Here is a 25,613-nt window from a genome sequence, read left to right as displayed (position 1 = left end):
AGTGCTAACACTGGTCATTCATCTCGTTCGTGCAGGGGTTGAATCCGGTCAATTGACGGTGAACGTGATCGCGCTCACAGACGCCGCGGCCAATTCGCCGTAGCAGTTCAGAAGGCTTTTCGGAGAGGAAATGTCCGACGTCGGCGTCGCCGAGCTTCCCGTCGAGGAGGAGCGTCCCGAGCCGCCGCCATCGCGGCCGGCGAGGCCTGCTGCGCCACGCAGCGCGCTGGTCGATGGACCGATCCTGCGCACGCTGCTCAGCCTCGCCTGGCCGAATGTGATCGGGCTGTCCGCGGGCACCTGCGTAGTGATCGCGGAGACCTCCTATATCGGCCGCCTCGGCGTGGAATCGCTCGCCGCGATGGCGCTGGTGTTTCCTTGCGTGATCCTGATGATGACGATGTCCGGCGGTGCGATGGGCGGCGCGGTGGCCTCCGCGATCGCGCGTGCGCTCGGTGCCGGCGATCGCGAGCGCGCCGGCACGCTTGCCGCGCACGCGCTCCTGATTGGCATCGCCTTTGGCCTCATCTTCATGCTGGGCATGCTGATCTTCGGGCCGCATCTGCTCGAGCTGCTTGGCGGCCGCGGCAACGTACTGGCGCAGGCGATCGCCTACACGCAGGTGTTCTTCGGCGGCGCGGTGCTGGCCTGGCTGCTCAATACCTTGGCCGGCGTGCTGCGCGGTACCGGCAACATGAAGCTGCCTTCCCTGTTAATGCTCAATTCGGCGGTGTGTCAGATCATCCTGGGCGGCACGCTGGGTCTCGGGCTTGGGCCGATCCCGCAATTCGGCATGCGCGGCGTCGCCGCCGGCGCGCTCATCGCCTATACGATCAATATCAGCGTGATGAGCTGGTACCTGTTTTCCGGCCGCGCCCGCGTCGTTCCGAAGCTGGCCGGCTTGAAGATCCAGTGGGCGATGTTCTTCGACATCCTGAAAGTGGGCGCCATCGCCTGCTTCTCGCCGCTGCAATCGGTGCTGACGATCTCGATCTTCACCCACCTGCTGGCAAAATTCGGCACGGCGATCCTCGCCGGTTACGGCGTCGGTGCGCGGCTCGAATTTCTGCTGATCTCGATCGCGTTCGCGTTCGGCATCGCCTCGGTGCCGATGGTCGGCATGGCGATCGGTGCCGGCAAGATCGCACGCGCACGCCGTATTGCCTGGACGGCCGGCGTGGCCGCATTCTTCGCGGTGGGCACGCCCGCGAGCCTGGTTGCGATCTTCCCCGATCTCTGGGTCAATATCTTCACCGACAGTGCGACCGTGCGCGCCACGAGCCAACAATATCTCTCCACCGTCGCGCCGTTCTACGCCTTCATGGGCCTTGCCACGGCGATGTATTTTTCATCGCAGGGCGCGGCCAAGGTGCTGGGGCCGGTGCTGGCCCAGACTGCGCGACTCGTCTTCATCGCGGTCAGCGGCTGGTGGCTGTCGACGCACGAAGCGACCGCACAAAGCTTCTTCTGGCTCGCGGCAAGCTCGATGGTCGTGCTTGGAACGCTCTCGTGTTCCAGCGTCGTGCTGACGCGCTGGGGACCGCGCGCGAGCAAGCCTGCGATCAGGCCGGCTCCTTCGGCCGCGCCGGACTAGGACCAGCCTGCTAGACTTTTGTTTCTGAATGTTTCTTATCGCTAGTTGGCAACATCGAGTAACCGGCCCAGCTCCTTGCCGAAGGCCCCGCGCAAGCTCTCGAGGGCAACGTCACCTCGAGTCCAGCAAAAGCACGGGAAGCCACCATGACCTCGATTTCGGCGCTCTCCTCCCGCCACCACCACTCATCGCCGTTGCAGCGACTACAAGATGAGCTGCAAGCGGAAGTCAGTTCCGGCGCGATCGATTCGTCCGATCAGTCGGCGCTGTCGTCCGCGCTCAGCGATATCGATTCCTCCTTGCAATCCAGCAGCGCGAGCGATCAATCCAGCGGGAGCGGATCGTCGCCTGATGCTTTCAAGTCAAAGATCGATGGTCTCATCCAGCAGGAAGTTTCGGCCGGCAAGCTGACCGACCAGCAGGCTACCGAGCTGCAAGGTATCTTCAAGGCGGCGTTTTCCCATGGACCGGATGGGGCAGCTGGACCGGGTGGAGCAGGTGGACCGCCGCCGCCCGACGGCCCTCCTCCGGCCAACAGCACGGATGGTTCGTCAAGCGGGAATTCGACGGTGGACCTGCTTCAACAATTCCTCGATTCGCTGAAAAGCCTGCTCACGGATTCGACCTCTTCCACCGCGACGGGATCAAGCGACACGACGAATGCAAGCGGATCTTCCTCGGCCAATGCCACGGATAGTTCGTCAAGCGGCAAGTCGGCAGCGGACCTGCTTGAACAATTTCTTCAGTCGCTGAAGAGCTCGCTCGCGGATTCGACCTATAGCGCGACGCAATCAAGCGACCCTTCGCTTTCCGGCGTCCTCATCAACGACCGGATCTGATCACAGCGACGCATCAGATGCCTGGCTCGGCGCAACCATCCTTCGCCCACGGACGGGTGGTTGCTTCGTTGCTAAGGTTGCCACGCGGCGGCGGTTCGCCGGGGTGCTTTAGCGGTGCTTGTGGCGGCGGTGGCCACCGCCGCCGATATTCGCGAGCCGCATCAATTGCGGGATCATTGCCATCATGTCGCCGCCGCCCGAACCGCCGAGCATCCCCATGATGTCGCCACCGCCCATGCCCATGCCGCCCATCGGTGCGTAGCCGCCGAAGCTGCCGCCGCCAAGACCGCTTCCGCCCATCATGCCGCCAAAGCCGCCGCCATTCTCCATCATGCGGCTCATCATCGGGCCCATGGTCTGCATCAGCATGGCGAAGCGGCGCTTGCCCATCTTCGCCTTCATCATCTCCAGCATCGGCGCCATCTGGGTCATCATGTCCTGACCGCCGGCGCCTCCGCTGCCACCGAGACCTGCGAACTGCGCGCTGGCCGGCACGCTCGTGATGGAAAACAGCAGCAGCACGGCGGCTGCCTGGCAAACCACCTTGTCAGCACCTTTCATAGCTAGCTCCCTGCATGCGTGGCGCCGCCAGGAGAGCGGAGCCAAACGGACGCACGGGGCCATTGTTAGGTCCGGCGCGGGGAGGGCTCTGTGAAAATCATCACAGAGGAACCGTTTATCCCGGGAACGCCCTGTGCATCGCATACACCGCTTCCCTGGTCTGGCCCTGCACGTAGGGCGCGAGCTCATTCGGCAACATGTCGATGGTCCAGACCAGCCGGCATTTCGCCTCGCTCTCAGCGATCACCTGAACCGAGGCGCTGTAATGCTTCAGCCGCTCGTTGTTGATTGCATAGACCAGCCGCTGCCGCGCCTCGTCGCAATCGACCAGCACCTCGCGCGCCACCGAGCCATTGGAGAAGGTGACGATGCGCGCATCGCCATCAAACCGGCACGCCGTGACGAAGCCCGGCACGAGACGTTCGTGCAGGGCACCGAAATCGCGCACCGCGTCCCACACGGCGCGTGCGGGAGCGTTGAGAGGAATGTCGTTGTGGATGGAGGCCATGGGTGGTGTCCTTGTGGTGGGGGAGGTGTCACTAAAAACACCGTCATTGCGAGCGCAGCGAAGTTAGTAGGGTGGGCAAAGGCGCGAAGCGCCGTGCCCACCGTTCTTAAGCGTTGAGAGAAGTGGTGGGCACGCTTCGCTTTGCCCACCCTACGAACTACCAACTCAGCTCACGTGCACACCGCCTCGACATTGTTGCCGTCGGGGTCGATCAAGAACGCCGCGTAGTAGGTCGGGCTGTAGTCTTTTCGCGGGCCGGCGCCGCCGTTGTCGCGGCCGCCTGATTTCAGGCCTTCACTGTGGAATGTCTTCACGGCGTCGTGGTCCTTGGCCCGGAACGCGATATGAGCGCCGTCGGCCTTCCGCCCTTTGTTCAGATGCAGCCAGAGCGCCGGCTCGCCCTTCGGCCCGAAGCCGGCGTAACCGTCGCCGCTCGAGCACAGGACATAGCCGAGGGGACTGAGCACCGCGGTATAGAATTGCGTGCTGGCGTCGAGGTCGGCAACGCGCAACCCGATATGGTCATACATGATCGTCTCCGTTCGAAAAGCGCACGCGTGTCGGCGCTGTCGGAGACGACCCTAGTCAGTTGAGGGCGAGCCGCTCTTGGAAAATCTTGCGCATCCCGCGCGAGGCCTGGCGAAACTTTGTCGGTGATACGCCGGCTGCGCGATGGAAGGTGCGGACGAAGTTGGAGAGATCGCCGAAGCCGACGTCATAGGCGATGTCGGTGACCGGGATGTCATGATCGCTCAAGAGCCGCGCCGCGTGCCGCAGCCGCGAACGCACGAGAAATTGATGCGGGGTAACGCCGAGTACGCTTCTGAACAGCCGCAGGAAGTGGAACGGGCTGAGGCCCGCCTGCCGCGCGGCGTCGTCGAGATCGATATCCTCGCCGGAATTCTCGTCGATCCACAGCGCACTCTCCACCGCGCGGCGGCGGTCGCGGGTCGTCGGCGACACCGGCTTGCGCGCCTTGCCCGAGACCACCTCGATGAAACGGCCCGCAAAGATCTGGCCGATCTCGTCGATCCCTAAGTCGCTGTTGCCAACTGCCGCCGTCTGGGCCAGCTCGCCCAGCACCATCAGCTCAGGCAGCGGTGGCGTGGCGCCGACCTGCCAGACCTCGCGCCGTCCGCCCAGCGCTGCAACGAGGTCGTTGCCGATGAAGAACGACAGGCACTCGTCGCCGCTGACATGCTCATGCGTGCAGGTGTATTCCTCGCCGGGACGGCCGACCAGCACGGAGCCGGCTACCAGCTCGAAGAAGCCGGCCCGGCAATGGCAGCCAAAGCTGCCTTCGCGGACATAGGCGAGCGAATGGCCGGTGCGATATTCGGCAAACGGCTTGTCGTCCGGTCCCGCATCGCAGCGAAACCGCGACACCGTCATCGCAGGCGTCGTCTTCAGCGTGATCGCTTCCATGCTACCTATCTAGGTAGGTGCGCGCGGCGGAGCAACGGGCAGCAGCACTTCGAACAGCGTCTTGCTGGCGGTTGGACGGGCGCCCTCGAGCGAGAGCAGCCGGCGTTTTGAGATCACCCCGCCGTAAGGCGAGATCCGGTCGGCGTAGTTCCCGACTTCGAGCACGCGGTGGCAGGGCACGATGATCATGAAGGGATTCTTGCTGATCGCTTGCGCCACCGAATGCGAAGCGCCGGAGGCGCCAAGCGCCTTCGCGATCTCGCCATAGGTCCGGGTCTCCCCGCGCGGGATGGCGCGGGTAAAATCATAGACCCGCCGGTTGAAGCCTGGCACGCCGCTCATGTCGAGGCTGATGTCGGGGAGATCGGCGGCGTCGCCATGCAGGAACGCCGCGATGGCCTCGATCGCAAGCTCGGTATTGCCAGACGGCCGTTGCTCGCGCGCCTCGGGATGAACCCGAAAGATCCGGCGCCTTGTGTCGAGCTCCCGCGCCTCCGGCAATTGCACGGCCACGATCCCGGCACCGCTCCAGACGATGCCGCAGCGGCCGATCGCCGTGCCGAATATCGCGTAAGACCGCCCCATCATGTGCACGCCCCACTCATGCACTGTCCTTAGCCCGGATAAAGATCATAACACCGCCACAATCGGGCGCACCCGAAATCTTGCCAACAGGTTAAGAAGCGTGAGGGCGAACGCGCCAAAGCGCTTGGCGCGAGGCGCCGTCTCGGCTAATCAAGGGGGACGCGGACCACGCGTCTCGCGGGCGTAGTTCAATGGTAGAACGGCAGCTTCCCAAGCTGCATACGAGGGTTCGATTCCCTTCGCCCGCTCCAAGCCTTGCTCATCTGCCGTAGCCCGCATGCAGCGAAGCGGAATGCCGGATCTGTCGGACGCCGGTCCGGGATTGAGCTGCGCTTCATCGGCGCTACGCTTGCTATGAGATAGATATGACTGGCGATCAATTGATGAAGCAACGAATAGCCGACGCAGACGAGACGGCTTGTTTGGGACGCGTAGTAGCCATTGCCTGTGATCACGGGGGCTTTGCTCTCAAAGAAGCCCTGAAAGGCGCTTTGCCCGATGTGACGTGGCTGGATTTAGGCACGAATAGTGCCGATTCCGTCGACTACCCCGATTTCGCCGGCAAGCTGGCCGACGCCATCAAGGCTGGCAAGGCCGGACGTGGCATTCTGATCTGCGGATCGGGTATCGGCATTTCGATCGCCGCCAACCGCCATCCGCATATCCGTTGCGCGCTTGCGCATGATGTCACGGGCGCGCGGCTGTGCCGCCAGCATAATGACGCGAATGTTTTGGCGCTGGGCGGACGGATGACCGGCGAAGCGGTGGCGAAAGAATGCGTCGAAGTGTTCTTGAGCACGAAATTCGACGGCGGTCGCCATCAAAGGCGCGTCGATAAACTGGGCTCCTGTTAGGACGGCAGACTTGCAAGTGATTTTCCGCCGCGCCTCAATTCGGCAGGCTGCGCAAAAATTCGATCAGCGCCGCATTCACCTCGTTCGGACGTTCCTGCTGGGTCCAGTGGCCGCAGCCGGGGAGCATCTGAATGTCGCGGAGCTGTGGCACCGATTGTTTCATGTTGGCGAGGTGCTCGGCCGCGCCGGGGAAGGCGATGACCATGTCGTGGTCGCCGGCGATGAAGAGTGCGGGTACCGTGACCTTCGCGCCTTCGAAGGCGGCCATCAGATCCCAGTTGCGATCGACGTTGCGATAGTAGTTGAGAGGACCGCGAAACCCGCTGCGGGCGAACTCGGCGGCATAGAAATCCAGATCGCTCGCGCTGAGCCATGACGGCAGCGGCACCGGCACGCTCGGCAGCATGCCGCCGGTCCGCGACACCATGCCGACGCCGACGCTTCTGCCGGCGCTCGCTGCCCTGGCGCGGATCGCAGCCGCGCCTTCGCCTGATCCGCCATAGAGCATCGCACCGAGCGTTTGTCGCGGATCCTTTTCGAACTCGGCTTCGGCTGTGCCGGGCTCCTGGAAGTACAATTGATAGAACTGCGCCTCCGCCGTCTGCGGCATCAGGCTCGTCGGCGGCGCCGGGCTGCGCGGGCGGAACGGCACGCTGAGGATTGCGGCGGCACGGAAGCGATCCGGCCGCAGGCGCGCGGTGTGCCAGGCAATCGTCGCGCCCCAATCGTGCCCGACGATCACGGCGGTGGGCGCTTCAAGCGCGTCGAGCAATCCGACGAGATCACCGATGAGATGGAAGATCGTGTATTGATCGATCGCCTCTGGACGGTCGCTCTTGCCGTAGCCGCGCATGTCGGGCGCGACGGCATGGAAGCCGGCCGCGGCCAAGGCCGCGAGCTGGTGGCGCCAGGAGTACCAGCTCTCGGGAAAGCCGTGGCAGAGCAGCACGAGCGGCCCTTCACCCTGTTCGGCGACGTTGAGGCTGATGCCGTTGGTCCTGATCATCCGCTGGGTTGGCTGGCTCATGTGTGATTGCCTCGCTCATGCATTGCCCCCTGCCGTCGATGCATCCTAATCGGGCGTTCGCCGCGCGCAAAGATTCTAATATATTAGCTTCTCGATCCCGGCGCACGCCGCGCGCCGCGCTAAGCTTGCTCTTGCCTTGGCGGATGCGGTTCGTGGGCCGGCCGATGTTCGGATGAGGGCCGGAACCAGCAAAAATGGACCAGCAAAAGCTCGACAGGGCGATCGGTCGCCGATTGAAGACATTGAGGATGCATACCGGCATGACCTTGAACGAACTCGCGGCGCGCTCGGGCGTCAGCCGCGCGATGATCGGGCGGGTCGAGCGCGCGCAGAGCAGCGCCACGGCGGCGCTGCTCGGAAAGCTCTGCGCGGCGCTGGACGTGTCGCTCAGCGACGTCGTTGCGCTCGCCGAAAAACCGCCGGAGCGTCTGGTGCGGCTTGCCGACCAGCCGCAATGGCGCGATCCCGAGAGCGGCTATCGCCGCCGTCATGCCTCGCCGACCGATGCGGCGAGCGGCATCGAGATCATCGTCGTCGATCTGCCGGCCGGTGCGCGCGTGCCCTACAGCCCATGGGGCCGCACCGCCTTCACCCAGCAGCTCCTGATGCTGGAGGGCGCGATCTGTGTCCATATCGACGCCAAGACGCTGCGCCTGCGCGAAGGCGATTGCCTCGACTTCGACGTCATGCGCGCGGTGACCTTCGAAAACGAAAGCCGGCAGGATGCGCGCTACGTCATCGTCATCCGGCGCGGCACTAGCTACGGGAAAAACTGATGCCTCTGATCGTGCGCGATGCCACGCTGGAAGATGCCGCCGATATTCTGGCGATCTACAATTTCGCCGCGCTCAACACCACGGCGGTGTGGACCGAGGGCCCGTCGGACCTGGAGGCACGGCGCGACTGGATCCGCGCCCGCGGCGAGGCCGGCTATCCCGTGCTGGTCGCAATGCGCGGATCGGATGTCGTGGGCTTTGCCTCGTTCGGTGACTTCCGCCCGTGGCCCGGCTATCGCCACACCGTGGAGAATTCGGTCTATGTCGACGAGCGCCACCACCGCTGCGGCATCGGTCGCAGCCTGATGGCCGCGCTGATCGAGCGCGCCACCGCCATGCGCAAGCACACGATGATTGCAGGCATCGAGGCCGCCAATGCGGGCTCGATCGCGCTGCATGCCTCGCTCGGCTTCGTCGAGGTCGCGCGCATGCCGGAGGTCGGCTGCAAGTTCGGCCGCTGGCTCGATCTGGTATTCATGCAGAAGCACCTCGCCACCGACATCACGCCGTGAGGAGGGGCAAAATGCAAATCCGTACCGGCGACACCTACGATCCGCGCGTGATTGCGCTGCTTGACCATCACGTCGCGGCTGCGCGGGCGCAGACTGCGCCGGGCAGCGCGCATGCCCTCGATCTCGCCGGCCTTCGCGCGCCCGACGTCGCGTTCTGGACCGGCTGGGATGGCGACACGCTGGTCGCCACCGGCGCGCTGAAGACGCTCTTGGCTGATCATGGCGAGGTGAAGTCGATGCACACGCTTCAGACTGCGCGCCGGTGCGGCTTTGGCGCGCTCATGCTCAGCCATATCATCGGCGAGGCGCGCGGACGCGGCATGGCGCGGCTGAGCCTGGAAACCGGCTCCTGGGATTATTTCAAGCCCGCGCACGCGCTCTACCGGGCGCATGGCTTCGTCGATTGCGGTCCCTTCGAAGGCTATGTCGAGGATTCCAACAGCCTGTTCCTGACGCTCGACCTGACCGGGCGCTGAGACCCGCCTGCGGCTTATGCCAGCAACCGGGCGACCGGATGTCCTCAGTCTGTCCCTCAAAATGAGTTGCGTACCTCAGAAAACCTCTGCTAGCCTTCAGGCCATGAAGCAGGACGCGCCCGCTGCGCTGACATTGAGGGACATCGCCCGCCAGGCTGGCGTCAGCCTCGCGACGGTCGACCGCGTGCTGCACAACCGGCCGGGCGTGCGGCCGGACACGGTCCGGCGCGTCAAGGAGGCGATCGAACGCAATTCCTTCCAGCCGCATGTGGCCGCTGCCGAGCTCGCCCGCGGCCGCGCCCGGCGCTTCGCCTTCGTCATGCCGTCGGGGCCGAACCTGTTCATGCAGCAGATCCAGTCCTATCTCGGCGAGATGACGGCCTGGCTTTCGGCGCGCCGCCTCGCGGTCGAGATGGTCGTGACCGACGTGTTCGATGCTTCCGTGCTCGCATCTTCGCTGGAGGCGCTGGTCGGTACCTATGACGGCATCGCGGTGGTGGCGCTCGATCATCCCGGCGTGCGGGCGGCGATCAACGATCTCGTCGACGGCGGCGCCAAGGTGGTGACGCTGGTCTCCGACGTGCCGTCGTCGCGACGCCACCATTATGTCGGCATCGACAACATCGCCGCCGGGCGCACCGCGGGCGCGCTGGTCGGCCGGCTCGTGGGTCCAAGGTCTGATTTAAGCTCCGGCAAGGTCGCGATCGTCGCCGGCTCGCAGGGCCTGCGCGACCACGCCGAGCGCATCTTCGGCTTCAACCAGGTGATGGCCTCGGAGTTCGTAGAGCTAAGCGTGCTGCCGGTGCTGGAGGGGCGCGACGAGGACGAGCGCTCCTGGCAGCTTTTGGCGCGGCTGCTTGCCAAACACCCTGATATCGTCGGCCTCTACAATGTCGGCGCGGGTACGCAGGGCGTTGCCAGGGCGCTGGTGGAATCCGGCCGCGACAGGCAGATCGTGTTCGTCGGACACGACGTCACGGTTTTGACGCGCAAGCTGCTGCTGCAGGGCGTGATGGATGCCGCGATCTCGCAGAACCCCGGGCACGAGGCGCGCGCCGCCGTGCGCGTGTTGCTGGCGCTGGCGCGCGGCGAGCCGATCTTGAGCGAACAGGAGAAGATCCGCATCGACATCGTGATGCGGGACAATCTGCCTTAGCCGGCAGAACGAATGCATGAGGACGGCCCGTGCGGGACAGGCGACAAAGATCGCCAGCCGGGCCGGAAAGGGAGGACGATACGTGTTTCTCGGAATGGACATCGGCACGTCCGGTGTGAAGGCGGTGCTCATGAGCGAAGCCGGCGCGATCGTCGCGACGGCCTCGCGCGAGCTTGCGCTGTCGCACCCCGCGCCGCTGTGGTCCGAGCAGGATCCGGACGCCTGGGTCGCGGCCGCGATCGGCGCGGTCGACGATCTCGCCGCCAGCCACCAGAGCGAGGTCGCGCAGGTGCGCGGCATCGGTCTCTCCGGCCAGATGCATGGGGCGACGCTGCTCGGTGATGACGGCCGTCCGCTGCGCCCGGCCATTCTCTGGAACGACGGCCGCTCGCATGCAGAATGCGTCAGGCTGGAGCGGCGTTGCCCTTCGCTGCATGCGATCGCAGGCAATCTGGCGATGCCCGGCTTCACCGCGCCAAAGCTCTTGTGGGTCGCAGGACACGAGCCCGAGATCTTCAGGCGCGTCGCAAAAGTGCTGCTGCCGAAAGCCTATGTGCGCTACCGCCTGACCGGCGAGATGGTCGAGGACATGTCGGATGCCGCCGGCACGCTGTGGCTTGACGTCGGTCAGCGCCGTTGGTCCGCACTTCTGTTGCACGCCACGGGCCTCGATCTGCATCACATGCCGCGCCTCGTCGAAGGCAGCGAGGTCAGTGCGGTGCTCGCGCCGGAATATGCGACGCGCTGGGGGATGGCGAAAAATGTCGTCGTGGCCGGTGGCGCGGGCGACAACGCAGCGAGCGCGGTCGGGCTCGGTGCGATCGCGCCCGGCGATGCCTTCCTGTCGCTCGGCACCTCCGGCGTCATCTTCCGCGTCACCGACCGGTTTGCGCCGGCTCCGGCCTCCGCCGTGCACGCCTTCTGCCACGCGCTGCCCGGCCTGTGGCACCAGATGGGCGTGATGCTCTCGGCCGCAGCTTCGCTCGCCTGGCTTTCGAGCGTGATGGCAGCGCCCGCGGCCGAGCTGCTCGCGCCGCTCGGCGAGAGCGTCGACGGGCCGAGCCCGATCAAGTTCCTGCCCTACCTCGATGGCGAGCGCACGCCGCACAACGATGCTGCGGCGAGCGGTGCTTTCGTGGGCCTGCGCGGCGCCAACGGACGCGAGCAGATCGTGCAGGCCGTGCTCGAAGGCGTCGCCTTCGCCGCGCGCGACAATCTCGCCGCGCTCGGCAGCGCGAGCTCGGCGATTTCGGAGGTCGATCTCGTCGGCGGCGGATCGCGCTCGGCCTTGTGGGCGCAGATCTGCGCCGACGTGCTCGGCATTCCCGTCCACCGCGTTGAGGAAGGCGAGGTCGGGGCTGCGCTGGGCGCGGCGCGGCTCGGCCGCCTTGCCGCCACCGGCGAAGAACCCGCGCAAGTCTGCACACGTCCGCGGCGCCTCGCGAGCTTTGTGCCGCGCACATCCACCGCTGCCGCCTATGACGACGCCTATCATCAGTGGCGAAAACTGTATCCCGCGCTGAAGGAGTTCTCCCTGTGAACGCATCCCCGAATTTCTTTGGTGCGACCGCGCCGGTCGCCTATGGCGGCACGAACGCCAAGAGCCCGCTCGCGTTTCGCTGGTACGACAAGGACCGCATCGTCCACGGCCGCAGGCTGGAGGATCATTTGCGCTTTGCCGTCTGCTACTGGCACTCGTTCTGCTGGCCGGGCGGCGATCCCTTCGGCGGCGAGACGTTCTTGCGGCCCTGGCATCACGGCAGCGATGCGATGGCGATGGCGCGCGCCAAGGCCGATGTCGCCTTCGAACTGTTCCGCCTGTTGGACGTGCCCTTCTTCACCTTCCACGACGTCGATGCGGCGCCGGAGGGAGCTTCGCTTGCCGAGTCCGTCTCCAACCTCAATGCGATCGCGGATCTGTTCGAGCAGAAGATGGCCTCCGCCAAGGTTCGCCTGCTCTGGGGCACGGCCAATCTGTTCACGAACCGCCGCTACATGGCAGGCGCGGCGACCAATCCGGATCCCGAGGTCTTCACCTATGCCGCCGGACAAGTGCGCGCCGCGCTCGAGGTCACGCACCGACTCGGCGGCCAGAACTACGTGCTGTGGGGCGGGCGCGAGGGCTATGAGACGCTGCTCAACACCGATATCGGGCGCGAGCTCGACCAGCTCGGCCGCTTCGTCTCCCTGGTCGTCGAGCACAAGCACAAGATCGGTTTCAAGGGCCCGATCCTGATCGAGCCCAAGCCGAAGGAGCCGACCAAGCACCAATATGATTTCGACGTCGCCACCTGCTACGGCTTCCTCCAGCGCTACGACCTCCTCAAGGACGTCAAGCTCAACATCGAGCAGAACCACGCCATCCTCGCCGGCCACTCGTTCCAGCACGAGGTTGCGCTCGCCGAAGCCCTTGGCGTATTCGGCTCGCTCGACATCAACCGAGGCGATGACCTGCTCGGCTGGGACACCGACCAGTTCGCGATGAACGTGGGCGAGCTCGCGCTGGTGTTCCACGAGATGCTGAACCGCGGCGGCTTCACCGCGGGAGGTCTCAATTTCGATGCCAAGATCAGGCGGCAATCCATCGACCCAGACGATCTGATCCACGCCCATGTCGGCTCGATGGATGCCTGCGCGCGTGCCTTCCTTGCGGCGGCCGACATGCTCGACGCGAGCGCACTCACCGCACCGCTCGCCGAGCGCTATCAGGGGTGGGCGGGAGCTGAGGGCAGCGCCATCCTTGCCGGCCAGCGCTCGCTCGCCGATCTCGCCGACCGCGCGCTCGCCCCCGGCTTCGATCCGCAGCCGCGGTCGGGCCGTCAGGAATATCTGGAATCCCTGGTCAACCGGTACGTCTGAGCGAGGCTGTCGATGACGAGCGTTGAAGCAACACGGCAACCGGTCCTCGAACTGACCGGGATCGGCAAGGAGTTCGGCGCCATCCGTGCGCTGCACGACGTCGACATGCAGGTCTATCCGGGCGAGGTGGTCGGCCTCATGGGCGACAACGGCGCCGGCAAGTCGACGCTGGTGAAAATCATTGCCGGCAATTTCCGCCCCAGCCACGGCGAAATCCGCTTCGACGGCAATGCAGTGCATTTTTACCGGCCGATCGACGCCCGCGCCGTCGGCATCGAGGTGGTCTATCAGGACCTCGCGCTCGCCGACAATCTGACCGCGGCGGCGAACGTCTTTCTCGGCCGCGAGCTCAAGCGCAAATTCGGCCCCATCTCCCTGCTCGACCACAAGGCGATGGCGGCCCGCGCGCTGGACTTGTTCGGCGAGCTGCGCTCGGAGACGCGGCCCCACGATCTCGTCAAGCAGATGTCGGGCGGCCAGCGCCAGGCGGTCGCGATCGCCCGGACGCGGCTGTCGAACGCCAAGCTCGTGATGATGGACGAGCCGACCGCCGCGATCTCGGTGCGGCAGGTCGAGCAGGTGCTGGGTCTGATCCACCGCCTGAAAGAGCAGGGCGTCGCCGTGATGCTGATCTCGCACCGCATGCCTGATGTGTTCGCGGTCTGCGACCGCGTCGTTGTCATGCGCCGTGGCGAGAAGCGCGCCGACAAGGCGATCCACGATACCAGTCCCGAGGAAGTTACCGCCCTCATCACCGGCGCGAAGGAGGCGGCGTAATGGCGATCCAGATCGAATCCCCGATCACCTTCACCAATGTCGGCAAGTCCAGATGGTGGCAGCGCGGCCTGTTTGCGACGCAGACCGGCTACGTCCTGCTCGCGCTCCTGGTGCTGCTCGCCATCATGCATTTCGCCAGCCCGTACTTCTTCACCGAAGGCAATATGCAGAATGTGGCGAAGAACTTTTCCTTCATCGCCATCGCAACCCTCGGAATTACCTTCGTCATCATCACCGGCGGCATCGATCTTTCCGTCGGTTCGATGATGTGCTTCTCCGCCATGATCACTTCCATGGTCATGGTCGAGCTGTCGGCACCGGGATCGCTGTTCGTCCATTTGGCGGCTGATGGTAAGACCGTTGTTGCCAATGTGCCTGGGTTGATCCTCGTGATCTCTGTGCTGGCGGGGCTAGCGGTCGCACTGGTCGTCGGGCTCATCAACGGCTTCTGCATCGCGACGCTGGGGCTGTCACCCTTCGTCACGACCCTCGGCATGCTCTCGATCGTGCGTGGGCTCGCTTATGTCGTCTCGAACGGCCGCGGCAGCTTTCCGGGCGGGCCGGACGCTGACTATTTCTACGCGCTCACCTCGGGCGACCTGTTCGGCGTGCCCGCGCCCTTCATTTACCTCGTGATCCTCGCCCTCGTTATGGCGGTCGTGCTGCACCACACCACCTTTGGTCGTCACGTCTTCGCGCTCGGCGGCAACGAGAAGGCGGCGGAATTGACCGGCATCTCGGTCGTACGCGTGAAAATCGAGGTCTACGTGATCTGCGCGCTCGCCGCGGGGCTTCAGGGCATCATCATCTCCGGCTGGCTGGGATCGGCGCCGGCGAACATGGCGACGTCCTACGAGCTCAACGTGATCGCGGCTGCGGTCATCGGCGGCGCCAATCTCGCCGGCGGCATCGGCGGTCCGTTAGGGGCCATCGTCGGCTGCGTGCTGCTCGAGGTGATCCGCAACGGCCTCGTGCTCGCGCAGGTCAACTCCTACTGGCAGCAGACGCTGGTCGGCGTGATCATCATCCTGGCCGTGCTGGTGGACCGCATCCGCTCGCGCATGGCGTGAGGAGAGTTACTCCGGGAGGGCAACTGCATCGTCTATCCGCCTTCCGGAGTTTTCAAAAGGATAGGCATTAAAAGTGTGGAGGGAACGTAATGAGAAAGCTACTGCTTGCCGGCATGGCCATCGCGATGATGGCGACCCCGGCGTTTGCCCAGACCTACAAGTTCGCGGTCGTGCCCAAGGCGATGAACAATCCGTTCTTCGACGTCGCCCGCGACGGTTGCATGAAGCGCGCCAAGGAGCTCGGCAACGTCGAATGCATCTATAAGGGGCCGATCGAGCACGAGCCGGCGACGCAGGCGCAGATCATCCAGGACTTCATCACCCAGAAGGTGGATGGTATGGCGATCTCGGTTGCCGACGTCGCGGCGATGACCAAGTCGATCGAGGCGGCGACCGCGGCCGGTATTCCCGTCATCACGTTTGACGCGGATGCGCCGGGCTCCAAGCGCATCGCCTATATCGGCACCAACAACAAGGACTTCGGCCTCGCGCTCGGCAAGCAATTGCTCCAGCTCCGGCCCGAGGGCGGCAAATATGCCATGGTCTCCGGCGGTCCGGGTGCGAAGAACCTCGCCGAGCGCGTCGATGGCGTCCGCGAGGCGCTCAAGGGCTCGAAATGGGTCGAGGTCGCGGGCTCACCGACGTTCTGCAACGACGACTCCACGCTCGCAGTCCAGCAGATGGCGGACCTGCGCACCGCGACGCCGGACCTCGCCGCGATCGTGCCGGTCGGCGGCTGGCCGATGTTCGCGCCGGAAGGCTTCAAGGCTTTCGTCAACAAGAACAAGAAGGACATCGATTCCGGCAAGCTGACGCTGGTCGTCGCCGATACGCTCAAGATGCAGCTTGAGCTCCTGCGTGACGGCTATTCCAACGCGCTCACCGGCCAGCGTCCGTTCGAGATGGGCGAGAAGTCCATGGACACGCTCCTTGCTATCAAGAAGGGCCAGAAGGTGCCGGAGATCGTCTACACCGGTCTTGATCTGGTGACGAAGGACAACGTCGCGCAGATGTTGAAGTAGGAACGTCCGCCAGCCCCCGGCGTTCCTGCGCTTCTCTCCCGCCCGCGGCCACGCAGGCGGGAGAGACTACGACGATGATGGGTGGAGGATGAATGATGGTGATCGACGGGCATCAGCATTTCTGGGACCCCGCGCGCGCCGACTATCCCTGGATGACGGCGGCTGACCTCGCCCCCATCCGCCGCGCCTTCGGCCCCACCGATCTTGCGCCGCTTCTCGAACAAAACGGCATCGACGCGAGCATTTTGGTGCAGTGCCGTCACTCGGTCGCGGAGACCGAGGAATTTTTGCGCATTGCTGCCGCGACGCCCTTCGTCGTCGGCGTCGTCGGCTGGGTCGATCTGACCGATGGCGCGCTCGACGAAACGCTCGGCCGGCTGCGCGCCGCGCCGGCGGGCGACAGGCTGGTCGGCATTCGCCACCAGGTCCATGACGAGGCCGATCCCGAATGGCTGCTGCGCGAGGACGTGCAGCGCGGCCTTGCGGCGGTGTTCGCGCATGATCTCACCTACGATCTCCTGGTCCGCACCCGCGAGCTGCCGGCTGCGATCGCGACGGCGCAGGCGTTTCCGCAAGCACGTTTCGTGCTCGACCATGCTGCCAAGCCGCCAATCGCCGACGGCTTCAGTCGCGACTGGGCCGACCGCATCGCCGCGCTCGCGGCCTGCGGCAATGTCTGGTGCAAGATCTCCGGCCTCGCTACGGAGGCCCGGTGGAACGACTGGGACGCGGCGCGGCTGTCGCCTTACGTCGAGCACGCCGCCAAATGTTTCGGCGAGGATCGCCTGATCTTCGGCTCGGACTGGCCTGTGTGCCTGCTCGGAGGAAGCTACGGTGAGATCAAGAACGCGCTCGATGATTGCCTGACGAAGCTTGGTCCAAAGGTGCGAGAGAAGGCATTCGGGCCGAATGCGCAGCGGGCGTATCGATTGTCGGTTACCTGACGCCTTGCAATTGCAGCATTGGCTGCCTCATGGCGCCACACAACAGCATTGATGGTCTTCGGCGCCAATGCCTCCACATCGACATGGCCGGGCTTGTCCCGGCCATCCACGCGCCGCCGCATAGTCGATGCTGAGGACGTGGATGCCCGGGACGAGCCCGGGCATGACGAACTCGTGGCTGCCGCGCCCGTTTACGCGCCGGCAGGCACCTGATCCAAGAAGCCTGTGATGCTCTTGATGCGGCCGTCTTTCAGCACGGCGAAATCGGTGCCCTTGATCGGGCTGTCGACGCCGTCGGGGCCGAGGCCCCAGGAAAAGCGCAGGTGCTCGCCATAGCCATTGGGCTCGCCGATCAGCCTGAACCTGAATTCGGGAAAGCGCTGCTGCACGCCGGCGATCAGTGCGTCGACGCCGTCATGGCCGTCACCGCGCATCAAGGGATCGACGTAGCTCGCATCCGCCGTCCAGTTCGCGCTGAGCAATTCGCGCCGTTTGCCCGGCGCGCGCTCGTTCCAGAGATCGATATAGCGACGGGCGAGGGTGATGTGGTCGGTCATGGTGTCTCCTTCGAAAAGCGCCGGATGGTTCGGCTGTCGCTGACTATCGAAGGTTTGTGCGCGCCAATCGATTACCTCGGAGGTCATCCGCACGCGAAAGGATCACGCGCCAAAAAAACTGAAGCGCGATGATGTTTTCATCGCACTTCAGACGCACGCCTGGTTCCTGCAGCGAAAATTACTTCGCCGCGGTCACCATGATCTCGACGGTGTATTGCGGGGCAGCGAGCTTGGCTTCCACGGTGGCGCGCGCCGGCGTGTTGCCGGGCGACACCCAGGCGTCCCACACCGCGTTCATTTCCTGGAACGTCTTCATGTCGGTAATGTAGATCGTTGCCGACAGCAGTTTCGATTTGTCGGTGCCGGCCTTGGCGAGATGGCCGTCGATGGTTTTCAGGATGTCCTGGGTCTGCTTGGTCACGCTTTCGCCGGCGGCGTTGCTGGCGACGACACCGGCGAGATAGACGGTGTTGCCGTGCACGACGGCCTGGCTCATGCGCGGGCCAGCTTCAAAACGTTGAATGCTCATCTAAATCTCCTGTTGGAATGGCGGCCCTGTCTAGCGCAGCGTCCTGTGCTCTGCCACCCCGGGCACGCATGCGTTGCGGGCACGCATGCGTTGCCGGTGACGCATGCGTCGGCCGATGCATGCGCGGCTTCAGGGAAAGCGGCTGAAGAACGCCCAGATCGTGTCGGCGCCGTCGATGTCGCCGTTCTGCGGACCGAGCAGGCCATTCGCCAGCTTTGGGAAATGCGCGTCGGGGAAATGCCCGGGCATGCGGTGACCGCCGCCATTGACGCGATAGAGCACGACGTCACCCCCTTTCGGGCAGCGCGAGGCGATCTGCGTCACGGTGGACTCGTCGTGAGGGTTCCTGTCGGGCAGGTCGGTTGCCGCGGCATCATCAGCTTCGCAGCCATTGATGCTGCGCCAGAATGCCAGCGTCTTCGTGGTCGACCAGAACCCGTCGGCCGCAAAATAGCTCGCGCCGCGGCCGCCGTCATAGGGGATCAGCGGATCGACCGTGCCGTTCATGAGCAGCATTGGCAGCGGACGTGATGGATGGCAGGCGGCGGCCGATTCGTCGGTGAGGTTCATGATCACGCTGGCGGCGGCTGCGAACAGATCGGCGCGGTTGCAGGCCAGCGTCATGGTCATCGCGCCGCCATTGGAGACGCCGGTGATGTAGACGCGGCGCGCGTCTGCCGTGCCGTCTTTCACGAGCTTGTCGACCAGGGCTGAGATGAAAGCGATGTCGTCGGTGCCTTCGGGCGGTCCGCGGCCGGCGCGTCGTGCGTCGGGTCGCGCATCGGCCCAGGCGTTGTTGAGTCCATCGGGAAACACCACTGCAAAGGAGTCGCGCCTGGCGATCAGCGGCCAGGATGTTCGCGTTACCATGTCGGCGCCGCGCTGAGTCTTGCCGTGCAACACGATGACGAGCGGCGCCGGCTTGGTCGGCGCCGGCATCATGATGAACGTGCGCGTCACGCCATTGACGTCGATCGTGTCGGCCCCAGTGGGTGCGGCGAACAGCAGCATTGCAGCCACAACTCCAATGCCCCACCGCCACAGCACGATGTCACCCCACGGCCTTCGCCGCCGCGCGCCCGGCGTTGCGGCCGGAGAACAGGCAGCCGCCGAGGAACGTGCCTTCCAGCGAGCGGTAGCCGTGCACGCCGCCGCCACCGAAACCGGCGGCCTCGCCCACGGCGTAGAGGCCTGGAATGACCTGGCCCTCTTGTCCGAACACGCGCGAGTCCAGATCGGTCTCGAAGCCGCCGAGCGTCTTGCGCGTCAGGATGTTGAGCTTGACCGCGATCAGCGGCCCGTGCTCGGCATCGAGGATGCGATGGGGGGCGGCGCTGCGGATCAGCTTGTCGCCGATATACCGACGCGCATTGTGGATGTTCATCACCTGAGCGTCCTTGACGAAGGGATTGGCGATCTCACGGTCGCGCGCCTCGATCTGCATCCTGACGTGGTCGAGCCTGAGGAGATCGTTGCCGGCGAGCTTGTTCATGGCAGGTACGAGCTCGTCGAGCTTGTCGCGCACAATGAAGTCGACACCATGGCTCTTGAAGGCTTCCACCGGTGCCGGCGCGCCCTTGTTGGTGGCGCGGCGCAAGGTCATGCGCCAGCTTTTTCCCGTGAGATCCGGATTCTGCTCGGAGCCCGAGAGCGCAAATTCCTTCTTGATGATGCTCTGCGTCAGCACGAACCAGGAATAATCATGGCCGGTCGACATGATGTATTTGAGCTGGCCGAGCGTGTCCGAGCCTGGAAAGAGCGGCGCCGGCAGCCGCGTGCCCGTGGCGTCGAACCACATCGAGGAGGGGCCGGGCAGGATACGGATGCCATGGCGCGGCCAGATCGGTGACCAGTTCTGGATGCCCTCGACATAATGCCACATGCGGTCGCGGTTGATCAGCCGCGCGCCGATGCCTTCCGTGATGCCGATCATGCGGCCGTCGACGTGTTCGGGCACGCCTGAGATCATGAATCTCGGCGGCTCGCCGAGCCGTTTCGGCCAGTTCTGCCGCACCAGATCGTGATTGCCGCCGATGCCGCCGGAGGCGACAATCACCGCCTGTGCCTTCAGCGCGAAGTCGCCGACCACGTTGCGCGAGGAGCTCTTGCCGCGCTCGACCTGGTCAGGCTCGAGGATTTTGCCGCTCACGCCGTCGACCGTGCCGTTCGTGACATTCAATGCATCGACGCGATGGCGGAACTTGAAGGTCAGTCGCCCGCCCTTCATGGCCTCGCGCGCGCGGCGCTCGAACGGCTCGACGATGCCGGGCCCCGTGCCCCAGGTGACGTGAAACCGCGGCACCGAGTTGCCGTGCCCCATCGCGTCATAGCCGCCGCGCTCGGCCCAGCCGACCACCGGGAAGATGCGATGGCCCATCGCACGCAGCCACGAGCGCTTCTCGCCGGCCGCGAATGCCACATAGGCTTCCGCCCATTTCCGTGGCCAATGATCCTCGTCGCGGTCGAAGCCCGCCGTGCCGAGCCAGTCCTGCAATGCAAGCTCGAACGAATCCCTGATGCCGAGCCGGCGCTGTTCCGGCGAATCGACCAGAAACAAACCGCCGAACGACCAGAACGCCTGACCGCCGATCGATTGCTCGCCCTCCTGGTCGACGACGATCACACGCTTGCCGGCATCGGCAATCTCGGTTGCAGCAACCAGCCCCGACAACCCCGCGCCGACGATGATGACGTCCGCCTGCTCAGCCATTGAGTTCCCCTGTAATCATCCGGATTGAAGTCAGCCGCCGTCGCTGAGATCAAGGGGAGGACCACAAGAATCCGTTAACTTGTTCCACTTTGGGATTGGGACGGCCAAGGGACCGGCAAGTGCAGCGCGGGCGCAACACCGGATTTGAATTTGTTTTGAGCCAGCCCCCGCGCCTAGACAAAACCACGGTTACGACGGACGCTAGCCGCGCATCACGACCTGACACACAGATTCGAATGGGACTGGGGCGGGGGACATGAAGTTTCTGACGGGGTTGCTCGCAGCGGTTCTCCTGTTCGCGGGCATGGGGGCCTCTCACGCGGTCGTTCGTATCGCCGACGACCGTGGCGGCCGCATCGGAACCTATGTCGACAGATACCAGGACCTGCGCCAGTCCGGCGAGACCGTCATCATCGACGGGCTCTGCGCCTCGGCCTGCACCATCGTCCTCGGCGCCATTCCGCGTGATCGCATCTGCGTGACCTCGCATGCGACGCTCGGCTTCCATGCTGCCTGGGATTTCGGCGTCAACGGCCGCGCCGTCACCAATCCCGAAGCGACCCAGATGCTGTATGCGATGTATCCCTCGCAGGTGCGGCGCTGGATTTCGCAGCGCGGCGGCCTTACCCCGCACATGATCTTCCTCAGGGGCAAGCAGCTCCAGTCGATGTACAAGCCCTGCTACATGGATGCGCAGGCTGCCACCAGCCGCCCGTCGCGCCGGGCTCTTCCGCAAGCGGAAGAGCTGGAGTCGGCCCGGGGTCAGCTGCTTCACTGATATCCATCCGAACGAGCTGATCCGGGGAGCTATTCTGGCCCGCCGGTGGCGCTTGCCCAGGCGCGGGCCAGTGCCTATTTGAGGGCAGGGAACCGGTGCGTCTCGCCCCGGTCATTGTCAAGGCTCAACCACTGCAATCAGCGCATCGGGTATCGGACAATTCGCCCACTGCCGGCAGGACGGCGTCTGTGCTGCTGTTCGCGGGCGTGGGGCTCGGCGGGCTTGCGGTACTGGCCTCGCTGGCGCTGTGGTTCCACTACGGCACCCAGGTGTTTTTTGAGATGATCAGGGCCGGCCTGTCTGCCTGCTTCTGATCCGTAAAACGGGATTTCCTCCACGATGAGCCGGACTGCCCGCCCGTTGGTGATCGTGACCGCCTTCGCCGCAAGCCTCGTCGTCGGGCTGCTCGTGATGTTCTGGGCCATGGGCGGCGTCGGCAAAGTGGCGCAGCCGGCCGCGATCGGCGGACCGTTCGCGCTGACCGACCAGAACGGCAAGACCGTCACCGACAAAAATCTGAAGGGCAAGCCGACCCTGATCTTCTTCGGCTATACTCATTGCCCGGACGTCTGCCCGACCTCGCTGTTCGAGATATCGGAAGTGCTGCGCGCGATGGGCAAGGACGCCGACAAGGTGAACGCCTATTTCATCTCGGTCGATCCCGAGCGCGACACGCCCTCGACGATGAAGGACTACCTGTCGAGCTTCGATCCGCATCTGGAAGGCCTCAGCGGCGATCCGGCCGAGACCGCCAAGGTGCTGACGTCCTACCGCGTCTACGCCAAGAAGGTCCCGACCAAGGACGGCGACTACACCATGGATCACACCGCGCTGATCTACCTGATGGACCGCGACGGGAGGTTCGTCGCGCCGTTCAACATGAAACGCCTGCCCGAAGAGGCCGCCACAGAGCTGAAGCGGTATCTCTAGGGACACCTCTCCCGCTTGCGGGAGAGGTCGGCGCGTAGCGCCGGGTGAGGGCTCTCTCCAAATTGGGATTCTCGCCCGCGGCGACACCCTCTCCCCAACCCTCTCCCGCAAGCGGGAGAGGGAGCGCACCTGCACCCAGCCGCAATCGGCGCTCGCGTTCCCGGCGGGATGGTCTATAAGGCCCTCCGATCCAAAAATCCCGCTGATCTCAAGCCGATGGCCCCATCGCAACAGGCGAAATCCCTCAAAACTGTCCGCCGCCTCCTGATCGGGCTGGCGGCGGTCGGTGTCTGCCTGCTATCGGCGGCGCCCGGCGCGCTTGCGCAGGCCCCGGCCAAGCCGGCGCCAGCAGGGCCCCAAGCGGCCCCCCAGGCCGTGCCCGGTTTCTGGGACCCCCGGCGCCGGCCCGAGCGGCCGGACCTGTCGCGCCTGACCGTGATCCGCTTCCTGACCGAGACCGACTATCCGCCGTTCAACTACACCGGCGCCGACGGCAATCCCGCCGGCTTCAACGTCGATCTTGCCCGCGCGCTATGCGAGGAGATCAAGGTCACCTGCACCGTGCAGATGCGCCGCTTCGAGACGCTGATCGATGCGCTCTCCTCGAACCGGGGCGACGCCATCATCGCGTCCATGGCGGTGAGCCCGCAGCTCCGCGCGCGTGTCGATTTCACCGATCCCTACTATCGCGTGCCGGCGCGCTTCGCCTCGCGCAAGGACGCGGTGATCCCGGAGATCCGTCCCGAGTCTCTCGAGGGCAAGAAGGTCGGCGTCATCGCGGGCTCCGCGCATGAAGCGTATCTCAAGGCGATGTTCACCGACGCCGAGCTGCACGGCTATCCCAATGACGAAGCCTTGCGCAGCGCGCTTCGCCGCGGCGAGGTCGACTTCATCTTCGGCGACGCCATCTCGCTGGCGTTCTGGATCAACGGTACGGATTCCGGTGATTGCTGCGCCTTCTCCGGCGGCCCCTTCATCGAGAGCCGCTTCTTCGGCGAAGGCGTCGGCATCGCCGTGCGCAAGGGCAACGACCTGTTGCGCCAGGCGCTGAACTGGGCGCTGTTCCGCGTCTGGGAAAAAGGCCGCTACACCGACCTATGGCTGCGGTACTTCTCGGTGAGCCCTTTCTAATAGACCGAGCTGCCGTAGGGTGGGCAAAGGCGCAAAGCGCCGTGCCCACCGTTTCTAGAAGTGGTGGGCACGCTTCGCTTTGCCCACCCTACAATTCCGCGATAAAGGCGCTGCAACTTTTGCATTCTGCCGGGAAATCGCTATTTTCCGCGGCCCGGAGGCCCCTTGAATGTCCGTTATTGATCCTGCCGCAAGCCCGAGCGATCTGCGTGCGCTCGCCGAACAATCCAACGCCTGGCCGTTCGAGCAGGCGAAGGCGCTTGTCGCGCGGCTGAAGAAGAGCCCGAAGGAAGAGGTGCTGTTCGAGACCGGCTACGGCCCGTCCGGCCTGCCGCATATCGGCACCTTCGGCGAGGTCGCGCGCACCAGCATGGTGCGTCATGCCTTCCGCGTGCTCACCGAGGACAAGATCAAGACGCGGCTGACCGCCTTCTCCGACGACATGGACGGCTTTCGCAAGGTCCCCGACAACGTGCCCAACAAGGAGATGCTGGCCGCGCATCTCGGCAAGCCGCTGACGCGCGTGCCGGACCCGTTCTCCAACGATTATCCGTCGTTCGGGCACCACAACAACGCGCGGCTGCGCGCCTTCCTCGACAGCTTTGGCTTCGACTACGAATTCGCCAGCGCGACCGACTACTACAATTCGGGCCGTTTCGACGCCACGCTGCTGAAGATGCTCGCGGCCTACGACAAGGTGATGGCGATCATTTTGCCGACGCTCGGGCCGGACCGCCGCGCGACCTATTCGCCATTCCTGCCGATCAGCAAGACCACCGGCGTGGTCTTGCAGGTGCCGATGATCCGTCGGGACGTCGCCGCCGGCACCGTCACTTACGTCGATCCTGATACCGGCGAGGAGGTCGAGACAACAGTCACCGGCGGCCATGTGAAGTGTCAGTGGAAGGCCGACTGGGCGATGCGCTGGGTCGCGCTCGGCGTCGACTACGAGATGGCCGGCAAGGACCTGATCGATTCGGTGAAGCTCTCGGGCGCCATTGCGAGGACGCTCGGCGGCACGCCGCCGGAGGGCTTCAATTTCGAGCTGTTCCTCGACGAGAAGGGCCAGAAGATATCGAAGTCGAAGGGCAACGGCCTGACCATCGACGAATGGCTGCGCTACGCGCCGCCGGAATCGCTGTCGCTGTTCATGTATCGCGAGCCGAAGGCGGCGAAGCGGCTCTATTTCGATGTCATCCCGCGCAATGTCGACGATTACCAGCAGTTCCTCGACGGCTTTCCCCGGCAGGATGCCAAGCAGCAGCTCGGCAATCCCGTCTGGCACCTCCATAACGGCCATCCGCCGAAGGCGGACATGCCCGTCACGTTCCAGCTTCTCCTCACGCTGGTGTCCTCGTCGAACGCGGAGAACGCCGAGACGTTGTGGGGCTTCATCGGCCGCTACCGCCCCGGTGTGAGCCCGCAGACGCATCCGAAGCTGGACGCGATGGTCGGCTACGCCATCAACTACTATCGCGATTTCGTCGCGCCGACGAAGCAGTTCCGCGAGCCCACGGACTCGGAGCGCGCCGCGTTGCAGGATCTGCGCGATGCGCTCTCGCAATTGCCGCAGGATGCCTCGGCCGAGGACATCCAGAACGTCGTCTACGAGATCGGCCGCCGCGAGCCGTTCCTCGATCAGGTCAAGAAGGGCAAGGACGGCCGTCCCGGCGTCACGCTGGACTGGTTCAACATGCTCTACCAGGTCCTGCTCGGCCAGGAGAAAGGCCCGCGCTTCGGCTCCTTCGTCGCAGTCTACGGCCTCCAGAACGCCGTCAACATGATCGACGGCGCGCTGGCAAGGAGTGCGTAGCGCATACTCAACTGTCGTCCCGGACAAGCGTAGCGAAGCGGAGCGCAGATCCGGGACCCATAACCACAGGGAGCGGTTTGGCGCGAAGCTGATAACTCCGAGTCTTCGCCAAACTACTCCCTGTGGTTATGGGTCCCTGTGTCTGGAAAGTCTGTCATGATGGTGGTGGGCGGGAAGCCG

Annotated in this window: 28 protein-coding genes and 1 tRNA gene; 19 read left to right on the top strand and 10 right to left on the bottom strand. The window is 64.9% G+C overall.

Features of this window, described 5'->3' with window-relative positions; genetic code table 11:
* The first annotated feature begins 130 nt into the window (after positions 1-130).
* Positions 131-1,594, top strand: coding sequence for an MATE family efflux transporter (locus Q3C01_RS42140; protein WP_458151228.1), 1,464 nt, complete (start codon positions 131-133; stop codon positions 1,592-1,594).
* A 146-nt stretch (positions 1,595-1,740) separates the two neighbouring features.
* Positions 1,741-2,433, top strand: coding sequence for a hypothetical protein (locus tag Q3C01_RS42135; protein ID WP_458151227.1), 693 nt, complete (start codon positions 1,741-1,743; stop codon positions 2,431-2,433).
* A 108-nt stretch (positions 2,434-2,541) separates the two neighbouring features.
* Here the strand turns inward: Q3C01_RS42135 and Q3C01_RS42130 are convergent, their stop codons facing one another.
* From Q3C01_RS42130 to Q3C01_RS42110, 5 genes are all read right to left on the bottom strand, one after another.
* Entirely contained in the window at positions 2,542-2,994 is a 453-nt protein-coding gene (locus tag Q3C01_RS42130; RefSeq protein WP_458151226.1) for a hypothetical protein, read from the bottom strand.
* Positions 2,995-3,109: 115 nt separating this feature from the next.
* Positions 3,110-3,502 carry an SRPBCC family protein gene (locus tag Q3C01_RS42125; RefSeq protein WP_458151225.1) on the bottom strand — a complete coding sequence of 131 codons (393 nt, stop codon included), beginning with the start codon at positions 3,500-3,502 and terminating at the stop codon, positions 3,110-3,112.
* A gap of 170 nt (positions 3,503-3,672) precedes the next feature.
* Positions 3,673-4,032: a VOC family protein gene (locus Q3C01_RS42120; RefSeq protein WP_458151224.1), complete on the bottom strand. Its 360-nt coding sequence runs from the start codon at positions 4,030-4,032 to the stop codon at positions 3,673-3,675.
* 55 nt (positions 4,033-4,087) lie between these two features.
* The gene (locus tag Q3C01_RS42115; RefSeq protein ID WP_458151223.1) at positions 4,088-4,927 is read right to left on the bottom strand and encodes a helix-turn-helix transcriptional regulator; all 840 of its coding nucleotides are present in this window, start codon (positions 4,925-4,927) and stop codon (positions 4,088-4,090) included.
* 9 nt (positions 4,928-4,936) lie between these two features.
* Positions 4,937-5,515, bottom strand: coding sequence for a methylated-DNA--[protein]-cysteine S-methyltransferase (locus tag Q3C01_RS42110; protein WP_458151222.1), 579 nt, complete (start codon positions 5,513-5,515; stop codon positions 4,937-4,939).
* 174 nt (positions 5,516-5,689) lie between these two features.
* Here Q3C01_RS42110 and Q3C01_RS42105 point away from each other — a divergent pair.
* Positions 5,690-5,763, top strand: a tRNA-Gly gene (locus Q3C01_RS42105).
* Between the two features lie 114 nt (positions 5,764-5,877).
* Complete coding sequence (gene rpiB / locus Q3C01_RS42100; protein ID WP_458151221.1) at positions 5,878-6,366, top strand: ribose 5-phosphate isomerase B; 489 nt, start codon at positions 5,878-5,880, stop codon at positions 6,364-6,366.
* Between the two features lie 34 nt (positions 6,367-6,400).
* Here the strand turns inward: rpiB and Q3C01_RS42095 are convergent, their stop codons facing one another.
* A complete protein-coding gene (locus Q3C01_RS42095) occupies positions 6,401-7,393 on the bottom strand; it encodes an alpha/beta fold hydrolase (protein ID WP_458151220.1) in 993 nt (330 codons plus the stop codon).
* 194 nt (positions 7,394-7,587) lie between these two features.
* Between Q3C01_RS42095 and Q3C01_RS42090 the strand changes: the two genes are divergently transcribed.
* The 10 genes from Q3C01_RS42090 (at position 7,588) to Q3C01_RS42045 (ending at position 16,985) form a co-directional block, all read left to right on the top strand.
* On the top strand, positions 7,588-8,169 hold the full coding sequence (locus tag Q3C01_RS42090) for a helix-turn-helix domain-containing protein (protein WP_458151219.1): 582 nt from the start codon (positions 7,588-7,590) through the stop codon (positions 8,167-8,169).
* Positions 8,169-8,681, top strand: a complete 513-nt coding sequence (locus tag Q3C01_RS42085) for a GNAT family N-acetyltransferase (protein ID WP_458151218.1) — start codon at positions 8,169-8,171, stop codon at positions 8,679-8,681. The genes Q3C01_RS42090 and Q3C01_RS42085 overlap by 1 nt, the downstream gene beginning before the upstream one ends.
* An 11-nt stretch (positions 8,682-8,692) precedes the next feature.
* Entirely contained in the window at positions 8,693-9,157 is a 465-nt protein-coding gene (locus Q3C01_RS42080; protein ID WP_458151217.1) for a GNAT family N-acetyltransferase, read from the top strand.
* Positions 9,158-9,260: 103 nt separating this feature from the next.
* Positions 9,261-10,313 (top strand): LacI family DNA-binding transcriptional regulator, encoded by a 1,053-nt coding sequence (locus Q3C01_RS42075; protein WP_458151216.1) that lies wholly within the window; start codon positions 9,261-9,263, stop codon positions 10,311-10,313.
* Positions 10,314-10,395: 82 nt separating this feature from the next.
* Positions 10,396-11,853, top strand: a complete 1,458-nt coding sequence (gene xylB, locus Q3C01_RS42070) for a xylulokinase (RefSeq protein WP_458151215.1) — start codon at positions 10,396-10,398, stop codon at positions 11,851-11,853.
* On the top strand, positions 11,850-13,172 hold the full coding sequence (gene xylA / locus Q3C01_RS42065) for a xylose isomerase (RefSeq protein ID WP_458151214.1): 1,323 nt from the start codon (positions 11,850-11,852) through the stop codon (positions 13,170-13,172). The genes xylB and xylA overlap by 4 nt, the downstream gene beginning before the upstream one ends.
* A gap of 12 nt (positions 13,173-13,184) precedes the next feature.
* Positions 13,185-13,949 (top strand): ATP-binding cassette domain-containing protein, encoded by a 765-nt coding sequence (locus Q3C01_RS42060; protein WP_458151213.1) that lies wholly within the window; start codon positions 13,185-13,187, stop codon positions 13,947-13,949.
* Complete coding sequence (locus Q3C01_RS42055) at positions 13,949-15,019, top strand: ABC transporter permease (protein ID WP_458151212.1); 1,071 nt, start codon at positions 13,949-13,951, stop codon at positions 15,017-15,019. Before Q3C01_RS42060 ends, Q3C01_RS42055 begins: the two co-directional genes overlap by 1 nt.
* Before the next feature lie 89 nt (positions 15,020-15,108).
* The gene (locus tag Q3C01_RS42050) at positions 15,109-16,041 is read left to right on the top strand and encodes a sugar-binding protein (protein WP_458151211.1); all 933 of its coding nucleotides are present in this window, start codon (positions 15,109-15,111) and stop codon (positions 16,039-16,041) included.
* 95 nt (positions 16,042-16,136) lie between these two features.
* Positions 16,137-16,985, top strand: a complete 849-nt coding sequence (locus Q3C01_RS42045) for an amidohydrolase family protein (RefSeq protein WP_458151229.1) — start codon at positions 16,137-16,139, stop codon at positions 16,983-16,985.
* A gap of 191 nt (positions 16,986-17,176) precedes the next feature.
* On the opposite strand, the gene Q3C01_RS42040 is transcribed toward Q3C01_RS42045, so the two are convergent.
* The 4 genes from Q3C01_RS42040 to Q3C01_RS42025 all read right to left on the bottom strand — a co-directional run bounded on the left by Q3C01_RS42040 (position 17,177) and on the right by Q3C01_RS42025 (position 20,781).
* Positions 17,177-17,542 (bottom strand): nuclear transport factor 2 family protein, encoded by a 366-nt coding sequence (locus tag Q3C01_RS42040; protein ID WP_458151210.1) that lies wholly within the window; start codon positions 17,540-17,542, stop codon positions 17,177-17,179.
* Positions 17,543-17,720: 178 nt separating this feature from the next.
* Positions 17,721-18,071 (bottom strand): RidA family protein, encoded by a 351-nt coding sequence (locus Q3C01_RS42035; protein ID WP_254102615.1) that lies wholly within the window; start codon positions 18,069-18,071, stop codon positions 17,721-17,723.
* A 129-nt stretch (positions 18,072-18,200) separates the two neighbouring features.
* Positions 18,201-19,082, bottom strand: coding sequence for a CE1 family esterase (locus Q3C01_RS42030; protein ID WP_458151209.1), 882 nt, complete (start codon positions 19,080-19,082; stop codon positions 18,201-18,203).
* 40 nt (positions 19,083-19,122) lie between these two features.
* Positions 19,123-20,781: an FAD-binding dehydrogenase gene (locus Q3C01_RS42025; protein ID WP_458151208.1), complete on the bottom strand. Its 1,659-nt coding sequence runs from the start codon at positions 20,779-20,781 to the stop codon at positions 19,123-19,125.
* A gap of 256 nt (positions 20,782-21,037) precedes the next feature.
* Here Q3C01_RS42025 and Q3C01_RS42020 point away from each other — a divergent pair, with 256 nt between their 5' ends.
* The 5 genes from Q3C01_RS42020 (at position 21,038) to Q3C01_RS42000 (ending at position 25,433) form a co-directional block, all read left to right on the top strand.
* Positions 21,038-21,559 (top strand): Clp protease/crotonase-like domain-containing protein, encoded by a 522-nt coding sequence (locus Q3C01_RS42020; protein WP_458151207.1) that lies wholly within the window; start codon positions 21,038-21,040, stop codon positions 21,557-21,559.
* Positions 21,560-21,747: 188 nt separating this feature from the next.
* The gene (locus Q3C01_RS42015; RefSeq protein ID WP_458151206.1) at positions 21,748-21,873 is read left to right on the top strand and encodes a hypothetical protein; all 126 of its coding nucleotides are present in this window, start codon (positions 21,748-21,750) and stop codon (positions 21,871-21,873) included.
* A gap of 25 nt (positions 21,874-21,898) precedes the next feature.
* Positions 21,899-22,489 (top strand): SCO family protein, encoded by a 591-nt coding sequence (locus tag Q3C01_RS42010; protein WP_458151205.1) that lies wholly within the window; start codon positions 21,899-21,901, stop codon positions 22,487-22,489.
* Positions 22,490-22,705: 216 nt separating this feature from the next.
* Positions 22,706-23,620, top strand: coding sequence for a transporter substrate-binding domain-containing protein (locus Q3C01_RS42005; protein WP_458151204.1), 915 nt, complete (start codon positions 22,706-22,708; stop codon positions 23,618-23,620).
* 169 nt (positions 23,621-23,789) lie between these two features.
* Entirely contained in the window at positions 23,790-25,433 is a 1,644-nt protein-coding gene (locus tag Q3C01_RS42000; RefSeq protein ID WP_458151203.1) for a lysine--tRNA ligase, read from the top strand.
* Positions 25,434-25,613: the final 180 nt, after the last annotated feature.

This window comes from Bradyrhizobium sp. UFLA05-109 (assembly GCF_054185165.1).
The sequence above is the reverse complement of the archived record's forward strand: the minus strand, read 5'-3'. Positions and strand labels throughout refer to the sequence as shown.